16 protein-coding genes and 3 tRNA genes are annotated in these 15,872 nt (G+C 62.2%); 8 read left to right on the forward strand and 11 right to left on the reverse strand.

Annotation, left to right across the window (positions count from 1 at the left end):
• Positions 1-3: 3 nt before the first annotated feature.
• From BMZ23_RS02830 to BMZ23_RS02860, 7 genes are all read right to left on the reverse strand, one after another.
• Positions 4-693, reverse strand: a complete 690-nt coding sequence (locus BMZ23_RS02830) for an energy-coupling factor ABC transporter permease (RefSeq protein WP_093472445.1) — start codon at positions 691-693, stop codon at positions 4-6.
• A 72-nt stretch (positions 694-765) separates the two neighbouring features.
• Positions 766-841 (reverse strand) — tRNA-Lys (locus BMZ23_RS02835).
• A gap of 15 nt (positions 842-856) precedes the next feature.
• Positions 857-933: transfer RNA gene (locus BMZ23_RS02840), tRNA-Pro, on the reverse strand.
• 13 nt (positions 934-946) lie between these two features.
• Positions 947-1,022: transfer RNA gene (locus BMZ23_RS02845), tRNA-Asn, on the reverse strand.
• A 166-nt stretch (positions 1,023-1,188) separates the two neighbouring features.
• On the reverse strand, positions 1,189-2,730 hold the full coding sequence (locus BMZ23_RS02850) for a phosphoenolpyruvate carboxykinase (protein WP_093472447.1): 1,542 nt from the start codon (positions 2,728-2,730) through the stop codon (positions 1,189-1,191).
• 193 nt (positions 2,731-2,923) lie between these two features.
• Positions 2,924-3,808, reverse strand: a complete 885-nt coding sequence (gene hslO, locus BMZ23_RS02855) for an Hsp33 family molecular chaperone HslO (RefSeq protein ID WP_093472450.1) — start codon at positions 3,806-3,808, stop codon at positions 2,924-2,926.
• Between the two features lie 30 nt (positions 3,809-3,838).
• A complete protein-coding gene (locus tag BMZ23_RS02860; RefSeq protein ID WP_093472452.1) occupies positions 3,839-4,255 on the reverse strand; it encodes an RNA-binding S4 domain-containing protein in 417 nt (138 codons plus the stop codon).
• Positions 4,256-4,369: 114 nt separating this feature from the next.
• On the opposite strand from BMZ23_RS02860, the gene rimB reads away from it, so the two are divergent.
• On the forward strand, positions 4,370-4,855 hold the full coding sequence (gene rimB, locus BMZ23_RS02865; RefSeq protein WP_093472455.1) for a retropepsin-like aspartic endopeptidase RimB: 486 nt from the start codon (positions 4,370-4,372) through the stop codon (positions 4,853-4,855).
• A complete protein-coding gene (gene rimK, locus BMZ23_RS02870) occupies positions 4,852-5,757 on the forward strand; it encodes a 30S ribosomal protein S6--L-glutamate ligase (RefSeq protein ID WP_093472458.1) in 906 nt (301 codons plus the stop codon). The genes rimB and rimK overlap by 4 nt, the downstream gene beginning before the upstream one ends.
• A gap of 4 nt (positions 5,758-5,761) precedes the next feature.
• Here rimK and yrfG read toward each other — a convergent pair whose 3' ends face one another.
• Positions 5,762-6,424: a GMP/IMP nucleotidase gene (gene yrfG, locus BMZ23_RS02875; protein ID WP_093472461.1), complete on the reverse strand. Its 663-nt coding sequence runs from the start codon at positions 6,422-6,424 to the stop codon at positions 5,762-5,764.
• Positions 6,425-6,491: 67 nt separating this feature from the next.
• Here yrfG and nudE point away from each other — a divergent pair, with 67 nt between their 5' ends.
• Together nudE and msrA are read left to right on the forward strand one after the other, a co-directional pair.
• Positions 6,492-7,058: an ADP compounds hydrolase NudE gene (nudE, locus tag BMZ23_RS02880; RefSeq protein WP_093472463.1), complete on the forward strand. Its 567-nt coding sequence runs from the start codon at positions 6,492-6,494 to the stop codon at positions 7,056-7,058.
• 30 nt (positions 7,059-7,088) lie between these two features.
• Positions 7,089-7,733 (forward strand): peptide-methionine (S)-S-oxide reductase MsrA, encoded by a 645-nt coding sequence (msrA, locus tag BMZ23_RS02885; RefSeq protein WP_218143555.1) that lies wholly within the window; start codon positions 7,089-7,091, stop codon positions 7,731-7,733.
• Here the strand turns inward: msrA and BMZ23_RS02890 are convergent, their stop codons facing one another.
• Positions 7,734-9,194 (reverse strand): HDOD domain-containing protein, encoded by a 1,461-nt coding sequence (locus BMZ23_RS02890; protein WP_245748100.1) that lies wholly within the window; start codon positions 9,192-9,194, stop codon positions 7,734-7,736. It abuts the gene before it with no gap.
• A gap of 128 nt (positions 9,195-9,322) precedes the next feature.
• Between BMZ23_RS02890 and BMZ23_RS02895 the strand changes: the two genes are divergently transcribed.
• Together BMZ23_RS02895 and BMZ23_RS02900 are read left to right on the forward strand one after the other, a co-directional pair.
• Positions 9,323-10,180, forward strand: a complete 858-nt coding sequence (locus tag BMZ23_RS02895; protein ID WP_093472466.1) for a DMT family transporter — start codon at positions 9,323-9,325, stop codon at positions 10,178-10,180.
• A 113-nt stretch (positions 10,181-10,293) separates the two neighbouring features.
• On the forward strand, positions 10,294-11,472 hold the full coding sequence (locus BMZ23_RS02900; protein ID WP_093472469.1) for a saccharopine dehydrogenase family protein: 1,179 nt from the start codon (positions 10,294-10,296) through the stop codon (positions 11,470-11,472).
• Between the two features lie 52 nt (positions 11,473-11,524).
• Here the strand turns inward: BMZ23_RS02900 and BMZ23_RS02905 are convergent, their stop codons facing one another.
• Complete coding sequence (locus BMZ23_RS02905; protein ID WP_093472472.1) at positions 11,525-12,367, reverse strand: 23S rRNA (adenine(2030)-N(6))-methyltransferase RlmJ; 843 nt, start codon at positions 12,365-12,367, stop codon at positions 11,525-11,527.
• Positions 12,368-12,377: 10 nt separating this feature from the next.
• A complete protein-coding gene (locus BMZ23_RS02910; protein ID WP_093472474.1) occupies positions 12,378-13,781 on the reverse strand; it encodes a CYTH domain-containing protein in 1,404 nt (467 codons plus the stop codon).
• Positions 13,782-13,873: 92 nt separating this feature from the next.
• Between BMZ23_RS02910 and BMZ23_RS02915 the strand changes: the two genes are divergently transcribed.
• Both BMZ23_RS02915 and BMZ23_RS02920 read left to right on the forward strand, forming a co-directional pair.
• Complete coding sequence (locus tag BMZ23_RS02915; RefSeq protein WP_093472477.1) at positions 13,874-14,551, forward strand: TIGR00153 family protein; 678 nt, start codon at positions 13,874-13,876, stop codon at positions 14,549-14,551.
• Positions 14,552-14,579: 28 nt separating this feature from the next.
• Positions 14,580-15,836 (forward strand): inorganic phosphate transporter, encoded by a 1,257-nt coding sequence (locus BMZ23_RS02920; protein WP_093472479.1) that lies wholly within the window; start codon positions 14,580-14,582, stop codon positions 15,834-15,836.
• Positions 15,837-15,872: the final 36 nt, after the last annotated feature.

Genomic DNA, 15,872 nt, shown 5'->3' on the forward strand with positions numbered 1-15,872 from the left:
CGCTCAGTCATCCGCCGGATCCTGATCCAGCGGTGCCTGAAGGTAGCGATCAGCAGCAAAGGTCGCTACCCAGTGGGGGCAGTACACCACCAGGCCGGTAATCAGGGTGCCGTTGATAAAGGCCTCGGGAAACATGACCAGCAACGCATAGCCAACCAGTTCAATCACCGAGGGCAGCACCTCCAGGGCACCGCTGCCCGACAAAAGCAACAACCCGACCAGCAGGCAACCGGCGGCAGCCAGGCCGGCAGCCAGAAAACCGCTGATAAAGATATACAGAAACAAATTGCGTGGCTGCAGTCGCTCCAGTGCGTGATGAATGCCCATGCAGACAACAACCGGTACGGCGATACGCAGCAGACCATTGATCCCCATACCCGCCAGCGTATCCAATCCCAGCAACCACAAGACCGCCTGCGCCAGTGCTGCAGCCAGGATCGCCAGCGGCCAGTCCAGCAGCAAGGCCACTGCCGTCACCCCGAGAAAATGAAAGGTCAGCCCGTTATCAAACTGGTGCCTGACCAGCCAGAGCATTACCAGCATGAAGGCGCTGCCGAACAACACGTGCTGGCGACGGCTGTCTGCCAGCAACTCGAGCCAGGGCGTACGCCACACCGCCAGCAGCAGCATCGACAGATAGAGCAGCCAGGCAACAGAAAGGACTACAGGAGAGAACAACAGAGCTGACAGCATCCAGGGATCGCCTCACCAAAACAGGTGTCGATTGTGCCAGTCAACGCGGGGAAATGTGAACACAGAAAGGGATGGTGGGTCGTGTAGGATTCGAACCTACGACCAATTGGTTAAAAGCCAACTGCTCTACCGACTGAGCTAACGACCCATATGCCCAAAAAAATGGTCGGGGTAGGGGGATTCGAACTCCCGACATCCTGCTCCCAAAGCAGGCGCGCTACCAGGCTGCGCTATACCCCGATGTTCCGCAAGTTGGCTCCGCGACCAGGACTCGAACCTGGGACCCAATGATTAACAGTCATTTGCTCTACCGACTGAGCTATCGCGGAATTACCTTGAAAACGCCTCAACAGTCTTGCTTTGCCCTGTCGAGGCGCGCCATTTTACCGGTACGACGTCCAGTGTCAAGCCCTTTGCCGGGCTTTGTCGGCCATCCCTTGCTGAAAACACAGAGCCCGCCATATGGCGGGCTCTGAATACTGCAACAACGCCGGATCAGAGTTGCGGGCCGGCCGCCACAATAGCCTCAGAAACCTGAAACTTCTTGAAGTTTTCGATGAACTTGGCGGCCAGTTCACGGGCTGCGGCATCGTACTCGGCCTTGTCAGCCCAGGTGTTGCGCGGATTCAGCAGCACGGTATCAACACCCGGTACCGCCTTGGGCACATCCAGATTGATCACCGACAGATGCTCGGTCTCGGTACCGATCAGCGCACCGGACTGGATGGCGGCGATAATGCCACGGGTGGTCGGGATGCTGAAGCGGCTGCCAGTGCCGTAGGGACCGCCAGTCCAGCCGGTGTTGACCAGATAAACCTTGCTACCGAAGGCATTGATGCGCTTGATCAGCAGCTCGGCGTACTCGCCTGCCGGACGCGGGAAGAAAGGCGCGCCGAAACAGGTGGAGAAGGTCGACTTGATACCGCCGCCCGAACCCATCTCGGTGGAACCGACCAGCGCCGTGTAACCGGAGAGGAAGTGGTAGGCTGCCTGCTCGTTGTTGAGGATTGACACCGGCGGCAGTACGCCAGTCAGGTCGCAGGTCAGGAAGATGATCGCGTTCGGCTCGCCGGCACGGTTCTCCAGCACCCGCTTCTCGACGTGGGCCAGCGGGTAGGCGGCACGGGTATTCTGGGTCAGGCTGACATCGGCATAGTCGGCAACACGGGTTTCCGGGTCGATGATGACGTTCTCGATGATCGAGCCGAACTTGATGGCCTTCCAGATCACCGGCTCGTTTTTCTCGGACAGGTCGATGCACTTGGCATAGCAGCCGCCTTCGATGTTGAACACGCTGCCGGTGGCCCAGCCGTGCTCGTCATCACCGATCAGGTTGCGCGCCGGGTCGGCCGACAGCGTGGTCTTGCCGGTACCCGACAGACCGAAGAACAGCGTGGTATCGCCATTGTCGCCAACGTTGGCGGCGCAGTGCATCGGCAGTACGTCTTTGGCTGGCAGCAGGAAGTTCTGCACCGAAAACATCGCCTTCTTCATTTCACCGGCATACTGCATGCCCGCCAACAGCACCTTGCGCTGGGCGAAGTTGATGATCACGCAGCCATCGCTGTTGGTGCCGTCGCGCGCCGGATCACAAACGAAATAAGGGGCATTCATGATCTGCCAGTGTCCCTTGGACGCCGGGTTGTACTGTTCCGGGTTGATGAACAGGGTACGGCCGAACAGGTTGTGCCAGGCGGTTTCAGTGGTCATGACTACCGGCAGGTAGTGCTCCGGGTCGGCGCCTACATGCACGTGCGAGACGAAGCTCTCGCGATCCGAAATGTACTGGGCAACGCGGGCCCACAGGGCATCGAACTTGTCAGCCGGGAACGGGCGGTTGATGTTGCCCCAGGCGATTTGTTCCTGAGTACTGGGCTCCTCGACGATAAAGCGGTCCATCGGTGAGCGGCCGGTACGGGCGCCGGTCTTGACCACCAGTGCTCCATTGTCGGCGAGCTGGCCTTCGTTGCGCTGGACAGCCAGCTCGATCAGGTGGGCGATGCTCAGGTCGGAATACACGGCAGTTGCTTGCGTCATCAAACGTTCCTCTTCGGCTTGGCCGAAATCTCCTAACAACCGGTGGCGCAAGCCCCGGCATGGCGGGTTCAACGGGTCGGATTCAGCGCTGGCATAGCGCACAGGCGCGACATTATGCCAAAAAAAAGTCAAGGGTGCTAAATCCGGATGCACCGCATTCTCGATTAGACCGATAGTCCAGCTCTATGAGCAGTCAGTGCAAGCTGCGCGCATGCTCATCTGCAGCAGAGAACAGCTGCTCTACCGACTCACTGTCAAAGGTATATCGTGTGTTGCAGAACTGGCAGTCAATACCGATCTCGCCACCCTGCTCTGCCAACAGATTGCGCGCATCCTCCAGCCCGAGGCTGATCAGTGCTGTGCCACAGCGGAGCGCGGAACAACTGCAGCGGAAGCAGACAGGATGAGGGTCGAACAGCCGCACCTGCTCCTCGTGATAGAGGCGGTACAACAGCGTCTGGTTATCCAGCCCCAGCAGCTCTTCGGGTTTGAGGGTGTCAGCCAGCACATTAAGGTGCTCCCAGGTCTGGGTACGCTGTTCCGGGTCCGGCTGACGATCAACCGGCAACGCCTGCAACAACATGCCCCGAGCCTGCTGATCGTCGGCCAGCAGCCGGAACCGCGTGGCCAGCTGTTCAGAGTTTTCGAAATACCCGTTCAGCGCATCTGCCAGGCTGCTGCCCTGCAGCGACACCATACCCTGATAGCGCTGCCCCTGCTCCGGATCTATGGTGATCGCCAGAACACCGTCCGGCATCAGATCGGTAATGCTGTCGGCGCCCTGCAGATCCGGCGCAAACTGGGCGATACCGCGCACTTCCTGCCCACTGGAACATTCAACCATCAGGGTCGACAGCGGGCCACTGGAACGCGCCTGCAGCACCAGCAGGCCGTCGAACTTCAGCGTAGTGGAAAGCAATACAGCGGCGGCCAGCATCTCGCCAAGCAACTGGCGGACCGGTTGCGGGTAATCATGCTTGGCGAGGATCTCCCGGTAGCTGTGGTCGAGTGCCACCAGCTCGCCACGCACATCAGCGTGCTCGAAGATAAAACGTTGGGTGATGTCCGGTTGATGCATCTGGGCAGACTCGCTGGGAAAAGCCGCAGATTATAGCAAGTCGTTGCCACCATCGACATTGCGCTCGTCGCGAAAGCGATGAATCTGCCGACGCTGTTTCTTGGTCGGACGCTGCTCACTGATCGCCAGTCCGGCACCCAGCGCACGTCGCTGCGCGGCCAGTTGCTCACGCTGCGCCAGGCTCTCTGCGGTTTCACGGTAGAGCAAGGCCGCCTCGGGCGCACCCCGACGCTGACCACTCAATGCCAGCACCTCGACAATGCGGGTATCCGCCCCCTGGCGGATCTGCAGCAGCTCACCCACCCTCGGCTCCTTCGACGGCTTGCAGCGATCACCGGCACACTGCACCTTGCCACCCTCAATGGCTGCCTTGGCCAGCGCCCGGGTCTTGAAAAAACGTGCGGCCCAAAGCCATTTGTCGAGGCGAATTCGCTGATCGTCTGCCATAGTGTGCCCTGTGCCGCCAAAATCTTCGCGGCAGTGTAACAGTCAGGCACGCATACTTGTCGAATGCCGGCCGCTGAGCCATGATGCGCGCCACTCGGGAGACCTCCTGCGGCAATGAAGACCTTTGACCACCTGAACGTGATCGGGCTGCGCGAATGGATAGCGCTGCCGGCGCTGGGCATCGGTCTGATCCGCGCCAAGATCGACACCGGTGCGCACACCTCGGCGCTGCATGCCAGCCAGATCCAGACCTTTGAACGTGACAACCAGACCTGGGTGCGTTTTGTCGCCCATGTTGGCCAGCGCGGACAACGCACCCAGCCGTGCGAGGCACTGGTGGTGGATCGTCGCAAGATCCGCAGCTCCAACGGCCAGGTGCAGGAACGACTGACCATATGCACAACCATGGTACTGGGCGACCAGTGCCGCGAGGTCGAGTTCACCCTGACCTGCCGCAAGGCCATGCGCTACCGGGTGTTGCTGGGCTGCAATGCGCTACTGGCTGCACAACTGGTGATCAATCCCGGCCTGCGCTATGTGCAGGACAAACCACAGACATCCACTGCCCTCACCGGGCAGCCTGAAGGACTTGAACCATGAAGATCGCGGTGCTGTCGCGCAATCGCAACCTGTACTCCACCCGCCGACTGGTCGAGGCCGGCCGCGAGCGTGGCCACGACATGCTGGTGATAGATACCCTGCGCGCCTACATGAACATCACCAGCCACAAACCGTCGATCCACTACAAGGGTGAGGAGCTGATCGGCTTTGATGCGGTGATTCCACGCATCGGTGCCTCCATTACCTTTTATGGTGCGGCGGTGCTGCGCCAGTTCGAGATGATGGGCGTGTTTCCGCTGAACGAATCAGTAGCGATCAGCCGCTCGCGCGACAAGCTGCGCTCGCTGCAACTGCTGGCCCGGCGTGGCGTCGGCTTGCCGGTTACCGGCTTTGCCCACTCCCCGGATGACATTCCCGATCTGATCAGCATGGTTGGCGGCGCGCCGCTGGTGATCAAGCTGCTGGAAGGCACCCAGGGCATCGGCGTGGTGCTTTGCGAAACCGAACAGGCCGCCGAGTCAGTACTGGAAGCCTTTATGGGGCTGAAGGCCAACATCATGGTGCAGGAATATATCCGCGAGGCCGGTGGTGCCGACATCCGCTGCTTCGTGGTCGGCGACAAGGTGATTGCGGCAATGAAGCGTCAGGCCAAACCCGGCGAATTCCGCTCCAACCTGCACCGCGGCGGCAGCGCCAGCCTGATCAAGATCACCCCCGAGGAGCGCATGACTGCCGTGCGCGCCGCCAAGGTCATGGGCCTGAGCGTGGCCGGCGTTGATATCCTGCGCTCCAACCACGGCCCGGTGGTGATGGAGGTCAACTCCTCGCCTGGACTGGAAGGCATTGAAACCACCACCGGCAAGGATATTGCCGGGCTGATTATCCAGTACATCGAAAAGAACGCCCGTCCGCACCAGACGCGCACCAAGGGCAAGGGTTGATAGCTTAACCCTGCAAGCCGACGGCCAGCTCCAGATAATCCTCCACGGCGGCAAACTCCTCGGTATCCCGGCGCGCGCCCTGGCTGTCCGGCTCGCGTACCGCCAGCAACCGGGCAACGCCATAGTCACGCGCCGAACGTAATATCGGCAGGCTGTCGTCAATAAACAGCGTGCGCGCCGGGTCAAACGGCACTTCTGCCTGCAATGCCTGCCAGAAGGCCTGGGTTTCCTTGGGAAAACCAAAGTCATGCGAGCTGATCAGGCGCTGAAAATAGGTGCGCAGCTCGACCCGTTCAAGCTTCAGCGACAGCGCATCGCGGTGGGCATTGGTGATCAGGATTACCTGCTTGCCGGCCCGTTGCAGCGCACGCAGGAAAGTGTCGGCGTCCGGACGCAGGCGGATCAGGTGCGCCACCTCGCGCTTCAGTTCGACAATCGGCAGGCCCAGCTCGCGGGTCCAGTAGTCCAGGCAATACCAGGCCAGCTGGCCCTGGGTAGCGGTCATCAGCGGGTAGATTTCCGCCTTGGCCCAGTCCAGCGACTGGCCGTGATGATCGGCGTAGCGCTGCGGCAGGTATTCCAACCAGAAATGGTTGTCGAAGTGCAGGTCCAGCAGGGTGCCGTCCATATCCAGCAGCACGGTATCAATGGTGTTCCAGTCGAGCATCGGGTGCCTGATTTGGTAAAAAATGTGCGAGTATCATACGCCAACCCCCGCTCGCCCCGGAGTGCCCATGCGGAAAATGCCGGAAATCCTCGATGCACAGATTGTCGCGAAAAGCCGTCTGTTTACCGTGGAACAGCAACAGTTGCGCTTTGCCAATGGTGTTGAACGCACCTACGAACGGCTGGTCAGCCGGGGACAGGGCTATGGAGCGGTGATGGTAGTGGCGCTGCGCGATGCACGGACAGCGCTGCTGATCGAGGAATATTGCGGCGGCACTGGCGATTACCAACTGTCACTGCCCAAGGGGCTGGTCGAGCCCGGCGAAGACCTGTTGCAGGCGGCCAATCGCGAACTGATGGAGGAAGCCGGCTTCGGCGCCCGCCAACTGGAATTCATCACCCGCCTGTCACTGTCACCCGGCTACATGAGCCAGTCGATCTCGGTGGTACTGGCCCGTGATCTCTACGAAAAACGCCTGCCAGGTGACGAGCCCGAGCCGATCCGGGTCGATAGCGTCGACCTGTTTGCACTGAGCGAGCTGGCCGCGCGTGATGATTTCAGCGAAGGCCGTGCATTGGCGGCCCTTTTTCTGGTTCGCGAGCTGCTGGAGCAGCGCGGCGAACTGAGCCGTTGATTCCCCATACCGTCATCAAGGAGCTGCCCGATGTTCCACTCGATGTCCGAATTCAAACGGCGCCTGCCCAGCGCCGATGAGGCCCTGCCGGGCCGCGCCACGCCAATCCCCACCGCCGAGCGGCATGCCGTGCTGGCTACGCCGTTGAAACCGCCGTTCGCGGAGGGCAGTCAGCAGATCATTTTCGGTATGGGCTGTTTCTGGGGTGCCGAGCGGCGCTTCTGGCAACTGCCCGGCGTGCAGGTAACGGCCGTCGGCTACAGCGGCGGCCTGACACCCAATCCGACCTACGAGGAAGTCTGCAGCGGCCGCACCGGACACAATGAGGTGGTGCTGGTGGTGTTTGACCCCGAGCAACTGTCACTGGAGCAGTTGCTGGCGGCGTTCTGGGAGGCCCATGACCCGACTCAGGGCATGCGCCAGGGTAACGATATGGGCACCCAATACCGCTCCGGCATCTACGTGACCAACTCGTGGCAACGGGCACTGGCCGAGGCCAGCAAGGCGCGCTTCGCCTTTGCTCTGGAGGAGGCCGGCAAGGGGCCGATTACCACCGAAATCGTGGCGGCTGGCCCCTTCTACTACGCCGAGGACTACCACCAGCAGTACCTGCAGAAAAATCCCGGTGGTTACTGCGGCCTGGGCGGCACCGGCGTGCGCATGCCCGCTGGCTGATCAGCGCTTGCGGCTGCCGAGTGCCAGCAGGCATTCGCCGGCCAGTCGGGCAAACTGGCGGAAGGCAACAAACTGGGCGTCAGTAAGCGGTCTGCCGGTATTGCGCATATCGGCATAGAGCACACCAACCTGACGCTTGCCTGCCAGTAGCGGTGCCAGAAGAAACATGCCCTCTCCAACCTGCTGGCGCGTTTCGCGCGTGACCAGATCATCCAGACTGCTGCTCTGCGCTCGCCCCATCCACAGCGGTGTCTGGCTACCCAGGACATGATCAAAGATATGCGGATGCTGCGGGACGCGCGGCAGGTCAAAAGCCGTCAGCCAGGCCGCCGTATGCTCGCCCGCCACCCGTCGCGCGCGAAAGCGCCGCTGCTGGTCCGCCAACACCGCAAGCATCACCCGCTCCAGGCCGCTACCTTTGTTCAGGCCATTGACCAGGGCATCCAGCACCGCTTCCACATCCACCGCCGCCTGGCACATCAACTCCAGATTCTGCAGAGACAGGCGCTCAAACTCGGGATTGGGCTGCAATGCCTGTTGCATCTCGATTCGAGCTCCGCCAATAACGCCCAGGGGCTGCAGCTCCTCTCCCGGCTCCGGCAGCAACTGAGCCAACTGGCTATTACCGCTACTGCGCAACACCGCCGCCGCCTGACGACTACCATCATGCAGCAACTCCAGGGCTTCTTCTTCCGGCAAACCTGTCAAAGCAGCCACTTCTGCCTGAAGCTCGGCCAGTCTCGCCTGATCACTCCACCCCTGCTGCAATACATTCGCAATACGTGTCCCCAAATCCACACAGCGCGCAGCCGGGGCGCGCAAGGCCGGATATTCGTTGACCAGCTGATGCACCTCGTCCATGTTCCAGCTTTTCAGCAGCCCGAGGGAAAGATCGCGAAAACTGGTTCCCAGCTCATCCCGCACCATCCTGTCACGATCGACACCCGGCATGGCCAGACGCTCGGCCAAGGCCTCAATCTGACGATCATCCTGACTCCAGAAAGCCATTTCGCCCACATGCTGCAACAGGGTGGCGATAAACACCTGTTCCTTGTCACGCCGGCTGACCTGCTCCGCCAGTGTGCGAGCCTGCAAGGACGCATGAAAACTCCGGGCCAGCAACCCCAGCAACTGGACACCGGAACCGTGGCGCTGCAACCCGTCAAGCAGACTGATTGACAGACCAATCATGCGCACCTGCTCGAACCCTATCACCACAATGGCTCGCGAAATGGTGCTTATCGCCTCGCGGCGCGGATTGAAAAACGCGCTATTACTGATCCGTAACACTTGAGACGTCAGCGATGCGTCCCGCAGCAACACATCCGACAATTGGCGTACAGACGCTGTCTGGGAATCCGAGACACGCAAAAGCTCCTGCACTATACCGGCCATGGCCGGTAGTTCCGCCTCGTTAAGACGAATCATCCAGTGTCGTAAACCGCGTATCGGCTCGGCCAAGCGTTGTCTCCTGGTTCGGTTATGCAGGACTGCACTCTGTATATGATAGCAATATGCAACGACATTTCCCGCAGCAACTTTGCCGGTGCTAGAATGCGCCGTTTTGCGGCGAAACCATCATGCCTGAAATGACCCATACCCGCGCCCTGCTCGGGCTGCACGTTGCCGCACTGATGTTCGGCCTGACCGGCATCTTCGGCAAGCTGGCAGTGGCCGGCCCGCTCGCCATCGTGTTGGGCCGCGCATTGTTTGCCGTTGTCTCTCTACTGCTGTTCGCCTGGCTGATGCGCGAGCCGGTAGTGCGCGGCATTACCCGCCAGCGCCTGCTGCAACTGGGGCTCTGTGGCCTGCTGCTGGGGCTGCACTGGCTGACCTTTTTCCATGCGGTGAAGATTGCCGGGGTCGGCATTGGCACCCTTGGCTTTGCCAGCTTCCCGGCCTTTGTGGTGCTGCTGGAACTGCTGCTGTTCCGCGAGCTGCCGGGGCGCAGTGACCTGTTCAAGGTAGTGCTGGTATGCCTCGGCCTGCTACTGGTGACCCCCAGCTTTACCCTGGCCGATCAGGCCACCACGGGGCTGCTGTGGGCGATTGCTTCAGGCTTTTGCTTTGCCGCGGTATCGGTCGGTAACCGCCTGACCGCCGGCAAGCTGCATGCGGTGCAGGTAGCCGGCTGGCAGAACCTGTTTATCCTGCTCTGCCTGCTGCTGCCGGGCACTCCGGCGCTACTCGCGATGCCGGCCCTCGACTGGCTGTGGATCGCCCTGCTCGGTCTGCTCTGCACCGGTCTGGCCCACGGCCTGTTCGTCGCCAGCCTGAGCGTGCTGAAAGCGCGCATCGCCTCGTTGTTCTTTGCCCTGGAACCGGTCTACGGCATTCTGTTTGCCTGGCTGCTGTTCGCCGAGCAGCCAACCCTGCGCATGCTGCTCGGCGGCTGTCTGATCATTGCCGCCATCGCCCTGGTGCGGCGCCAGCCGCAACCGGCATGAGGCCGGTTTATCGCGCGCCATTCCGGCAGACGAAATCCATCCCCGGTCACAAGCGATACGGCTGAAGCTGTGCCAGACTGGTGGGCCACAGAACCCGTCACGGAGTCCTACCCATGTCTGCAGCACGCGAATTCGACCTGATTGTCTATGGTGCCAGCGGTTATACCGGCCGTCTGGTGGCCGAATACCTCTGCCAGCAATACGCCAACGACCCGGATTTGCGCTGGGCCATGGCCGGTCGCAATGCCGCCAAGCTGGCCGAGGTGCGCGACCAGATCGGCGCCCCGGCAGACCTGCCGCTGGTGGTCGCGGACACCTCCGACCCGGCCAGCCTGAAGGCCATGGTCGGGCGTACCCGGGTGGTGCTGACCACGGTTGGCCCCTACCAGCTGTATGGCTCGGAACTGGTTGCCGAATGCGCTGCGCAGGGCACCGACTATGTCGACCTGTGCGGCGAGCCGGCGTGGATGCGTCTGATGATAGATGCGCATGCCGAGGCGGCACGCCAGTCCGGTGCGCGCATCGTGTTCTCCTGCGGTTTCGATTCGATCCCCTTCGATCTTGGAGTGTTCTTCCTGCAACAGGCCGCACAACAGCGCTTCGGCGCACCGCTGTCACGGGTCAAGGGTCGCGTGCGCAAGATGAAGGGCACCTTCTCCGGCGGCACCGCCGCCAGCCTCAAGGCAACCCTGGTAGCGGCCAAGCAGAACCCGGAGATTGCCGGCCTGCTGGTCAACCCCTTTGCCCTGACCCCCGGCTTTAACGGCCCCACCCAGCCGCCGGCAAACCAGCCGGAGTACGAGGAGGCCCTCGGCAGCTGGGCCGCGCCCTTTGTCATGGCGGCGATCAATACGCGCAATGTGCACCGCTCCAACTTCCTGCTCGGACATGCCTGGGGCAAGGACTTTGTGTATGACGAGATGATCCTCACCGGCCCCGGCGAACAGGGCAAGGCGATTGCCGAGGCGGTCGGCAAGGACCGTTCGCTGGCCAGCGACTCGGCACCCAAGCCGGGCGAAGGCCCGAGCCGGGAAGAGCGCGAGAATGGTTACTACGATGTGCTGTTTATTGGCAGCGACACCAATGGCCATGAACTGCGTGCCAGCGTCTCCGGCAAACGTGACCCGGGCTATGGCTCAACTTCACGAATGATCGCCGAAAGCGCCCTGTGCCTGCTGCGCGACGCCAGCGACACCCCCGGCGGCATCTGGACCACCGCCCCGGCGATGGGCGAGCGACTGATCAAGCGCCTGCAGGAGAATGCCGGCCTGGCCTTCAGGCTGGAGGAATAAGCAGGCCGGGGCTGGCAAACAGTGGCCAGCCAGGGATGGCTGGCCGCAAACCTCAGGGCCCGCCCGCCAGCCACTCCAGCCGCCAGTCGCCCGTCCCGCTCTGCGCCAGTTCACCGGCCAGCCAGGGCAAGGCCGGTTCCAGCTCCTCCCACAGCGGCCAGGGCGGATTGACCAGCATCAGCCCTGAACCATTCAGCCCAAGGGTGGTATCGACCGGGCGCACTGCCAGCTCAACGCACAGCACCTTGGGCAAGCCGGCAGCAGCAACCTGCTGGTAGAAGGCGCGCAACTCGCGCTGGTTCTTGATCGGATACCAGAGAGCAATCACCGTCTGGCGCATGCGCTGGATGCCGGCCTGCATCGCCTGCAATGCACGCTGCAGATCGTCGCCCTGCTCAAACGGCGGATCCAGCAGCCACAGCGCGCGCTTCTCCGGCACCGGCAGGAAGGCCTTGCCGAGCTGGTAGCCGTCGCGCTGGTGCACCGCCACCTGCGGATCCCCGGCAAAATGCCCGCGCAACTCGGCGGCATCCTCCGGGTGCAGTTCACTGAGTATCATGCGGTCCTGCTCGCGCAACTGGTCGGCCACCAGTTGCGGCGAACCGGGATAGAAGCGCAACTGGCCATCGGGATTGTGCCGTTGCACCGCCGCCCGGTAACCGGCCAACAGCTCCGGCAGGTCAGTACGCGACCACAGCCGGGCGATACCGTCACGGAACTCGCCGGTGCGGCCCGCCTGCTCGCCGGCCAGATCATAGAGCGCGGTGCCGGCATGGCTGTCGAGGTAGCACAGCGGCGCCTCCTTGCGCTGCATAAGTTGCAGCATGCGCAGCAGCACCGCGTGCTTGAGCACATCGGCGTGGTTGCCGGCATGGTAACTGTGTCGATAGTTCATGCCTGCCCGCTCAGCTGTTGAGAACGCGCCAGGCGTCCAGCCGGCGTACCCGGGTACCCTGCTTGCGCAGTGCTGCCAGCAGCAGCGGCCGCGACTCGGCATCCACCTGCGGCAGTTGTTCGAGCAACGCCTGCAGCTTGTTCAGCTCACCAAACAGCCGGTCCGCTTCAGGAACCTCCAAGCGATGTCGCAGATTGCCCAGCAGCAGATGCAAGCGGCCCAGACGCGGCATCTGATCAACGCACTCGGCGACCCGAACATCATCATCGTTGGCATGCGGCACCTGCAGTTCGTGGACTTCCCGGGCACAGGCGGCCAGCAGCCAGCGCGGCAACTCCAGATTGCCGACCTTGTTGCCGCGCGGCGGCCGCCCCTGGGTCCAGCCCCGGGTGCGCAGCCACAGGGCCAGACCAACAAACAACTGCCCCCATGCTGGCTGCGCCAGCAGTTCGGCAAACAGTGCCGGCGCTGCATCACGGGCAGCGCGGCCATGCTCATCATCGGCCCAGCCACTCAGCACCAGGGGCCGCAACTGCGCCAACAGGGCATCCAGCGGCCCGGTGAAGGGCTGCGCACTGGAGCGCGGCAGGCCAAGGTCGAACACCCCGAACAGTGCCCGCAAATCAGCCAGTTGCCCGGTCAGCTCACGGAACAAACGCCACTGGCCAAGGTGGCGGTATTGTTCGGCCAGACGCTGACTGTTACCCAGCAACTGCCAGCCCAGTCCTTCAACCACCTCATCGACCACGGCGGTGGCTTGCCAGTCAACCGCCGGCAACCGCAGCTGGTAACTGTCCGCCTGCAGCAGCCGGTAACCGCGTTCGGCCTTGCTGATATCGCAGGGCATCAGCGGTACATCCGCTGCCAGCGCCAGCGCCAGTTCCAGCACAGCTTCGGCCGGGCCTTCGCGCAGCTCCAGCTCCAGTTCGCAGATATCTTCAACAGCCTCGCCTGCCAGCACCCGGCCGCTGTCCAGCGCCGCCTCGACGCATACCGGCTCACCCTCGCGCTCCCAGCGCAACTCGCCACGCACGCGGCGAAAATCAGTGGTAAACAGCGGCTGCAAAAGGCTCAGGTCAAGACCCGCCAAGGCAGCGGGCCAGCAGTCGTCGGTCAGCAGCGACAGATCCAGTTGCGGCTGCTGCAGGTGCCAGTCCCACTCATTGCGCTCGGACAGGCCGGCGACGCTGTTGCCACGGGTTTTCAGGGTCTGGATGATGGCATCGCCGTCACGCCGCAGGCGTAATGCCACACGGGCCGCCGCCAGTTGGCCATCCGCGGTATCGAAATACTGATTGAGCAACTCGACCGTCTGCCACTCGCCCTGCAGGCGCCCGCGCAGCAGCGGATGATCCGGCAGCTGCTGCAATGTCTCGGCGCTGACGCGCAACTTGATTTCGGTTTCGGTATTCATGCCTGTCCGCTGTAATGACGAAAAAATGTCTGTCTGATGACGGCCGATTGGCCGACCACTATACTTGCGCCCCAGCTCATCCCGGAGGCAGCATGCCCAACAATCCCTTTCTCAACCTGTTTGGCCGCTCGCCGATCGGGCCGATGCAAAAGCACATCGCCAAGGCCCACGAATGTGCGGCGCAGCTGATTCCATTTGTCGATGCGGTGTTTGCCAATGACTGGGAACTGGCGGAACAGATTCAGCAACACGTCGCGCAGCTGGAGCACGAGGCCGACAAGCTGAAAAAGGACGTGCGCATTCACCTGCCGAAAAGTCTGTTTCTGCCGGTGCCGCGTTCGGATCTGCTGGAGCTGCTCAGTGTACAGGACAAAGTCGCCAACCGCGCCAAGGATATTGCCGGGTTGATGCTGGGCCGGCGCATGACCATTCCGCAGCCCTTGCAGCCAGCCTTTATGGCCTTTGTGCAACGCTCGGTGGATGCCGCAGCGCAGGCGCTAAAGGCAATGAACGAGCTGGACGAGCTGCTCGAGACCGGCTTTGCCGGCCGCGAGGTAACCCTGGTGGAAAACCTGATCGTCGAGCTGGAAGACATCGAAAGGGATACCGACATGATGCAGATAGCCCTGCGCGCCGAGCTGTTCAAGCTGGAGCGTGACATGCCGCCGGTGGATGTGATCTTCCTCTACCAGATCATCGAATGGATTGGTGACGTAGCCGACCGTGCCGAGCGCGTTGGCAACCGTCTTGAGCTGCTGATGGCTCGCTGACTCTTTCCTCTACCCAGAGATTTCCGCCATGACCCTTATCGCAGAATACGGCACCACCCTGCTGGTTCTTGCCTGTCTGTTCGGCTTTTTCATGGCCTGGGGCGTCGGTGCCAACGACGTTGCCAACGCCATGGGCACGTCGGTTGGCTCGCGGGCGCTGACCATCAAGCAGGCAATCATCATTGCCATGGTGTTCGAGTTCCTCGGCGCCTATCTGGCCGGCGGCTCGGTAACCCAGACCATCCGCAGCGGCATTCTGGATGCCAGCCTGATCAGCCCGGAACAGATGGTGTTCGGTATGCTGGCCGCACTGCTGGCCGCCGGCACCTGGCTGATGATTGCCTCGATCAAGGGCTGGCCGGTCTCCACCACCCATTCGATCGTTGGTGCGGTTATCGGCTTCGGCGCCGTTGGCGTATCCATTGAGGCGGTCAACTGGTCCGGGGTCATCCCGATTGTCTCCAGCTGGGTCATCTCGCCGCTGCTGTCCGGCATGGTCGCCTTTATGATCTTTCTCAGCGTGCAACGGCTGATCCTGGATACCGATGACCCATTCCGCAATGCCAAGCGCTATGTACCCTTCTATATGTTTGCCGTCGGTTTTATCGTCACCGTCATGACCCTGACCAAGGGACTCAAGCATGTCGGGCTGCACCTGAGCAACCTGCAAAGCTTTGGTCTGGCGATTCTGGTCGGCCTGCTGATCACTGCCATCGGCGCAGCCCTGCTGACCCGTATCAAGCGCGACCCGCAGGCCGACAAGGACTTTCACTATGCCAGCGTGGAAAAGGTGTTTGCGGTACTGATGATCTTTACCGCCTGCGCCATGGCCTTCGCCCACGGCTCCAACGACGTGGCCAACGCGGTGGGCCCGCTGGCAGCGATTGTCGGCGTGCTGCAAACCGGTGAGATCGCCGCCCGCTCGCTGGTGCCCGGCTGGGTGCTGCTGATCGGCGCGCTGGGCATAGTCGCCGGTCTGGTCACCTATGGTTATCGGGTAATCGCCACCATTGGCCGGCACATCACCGAGCTTACACCCAGCCGCGGCTTTGCCGCCGAACTGGCCACCGCCACCACCGTGGTCGGCGCCTCCGGCATCGGCCTGCCGATCTCCACCACCCACACGCTGGTCGGCGCGGTACTGGGGGTCGGCCTGGCCCGTGGTATTGCCGCGCTCAACCTGCGGGTGATCGGCACCATCTTCAGTTCCTGGGTAGTGACGCTGCCGGCCGGCGCCGGCCTGGCGATCATCTACTTCTTTATCCTGCACGCCATTTTCGGCTGACGGGACCTGCTGCGGGGCGTAAGCTGACAGTTCGCT

Source organism: Halopseudomonas yangmingensis (assembly GCF_900114825.1).
Taxonomy (GTDB): Bacteria; Pseudomonadota; Gammaproteobacteria; order Pseudomonadales; family Pseudomonadaceae; genus Halopseudomonas; species Halopseudomonas yangmingensis.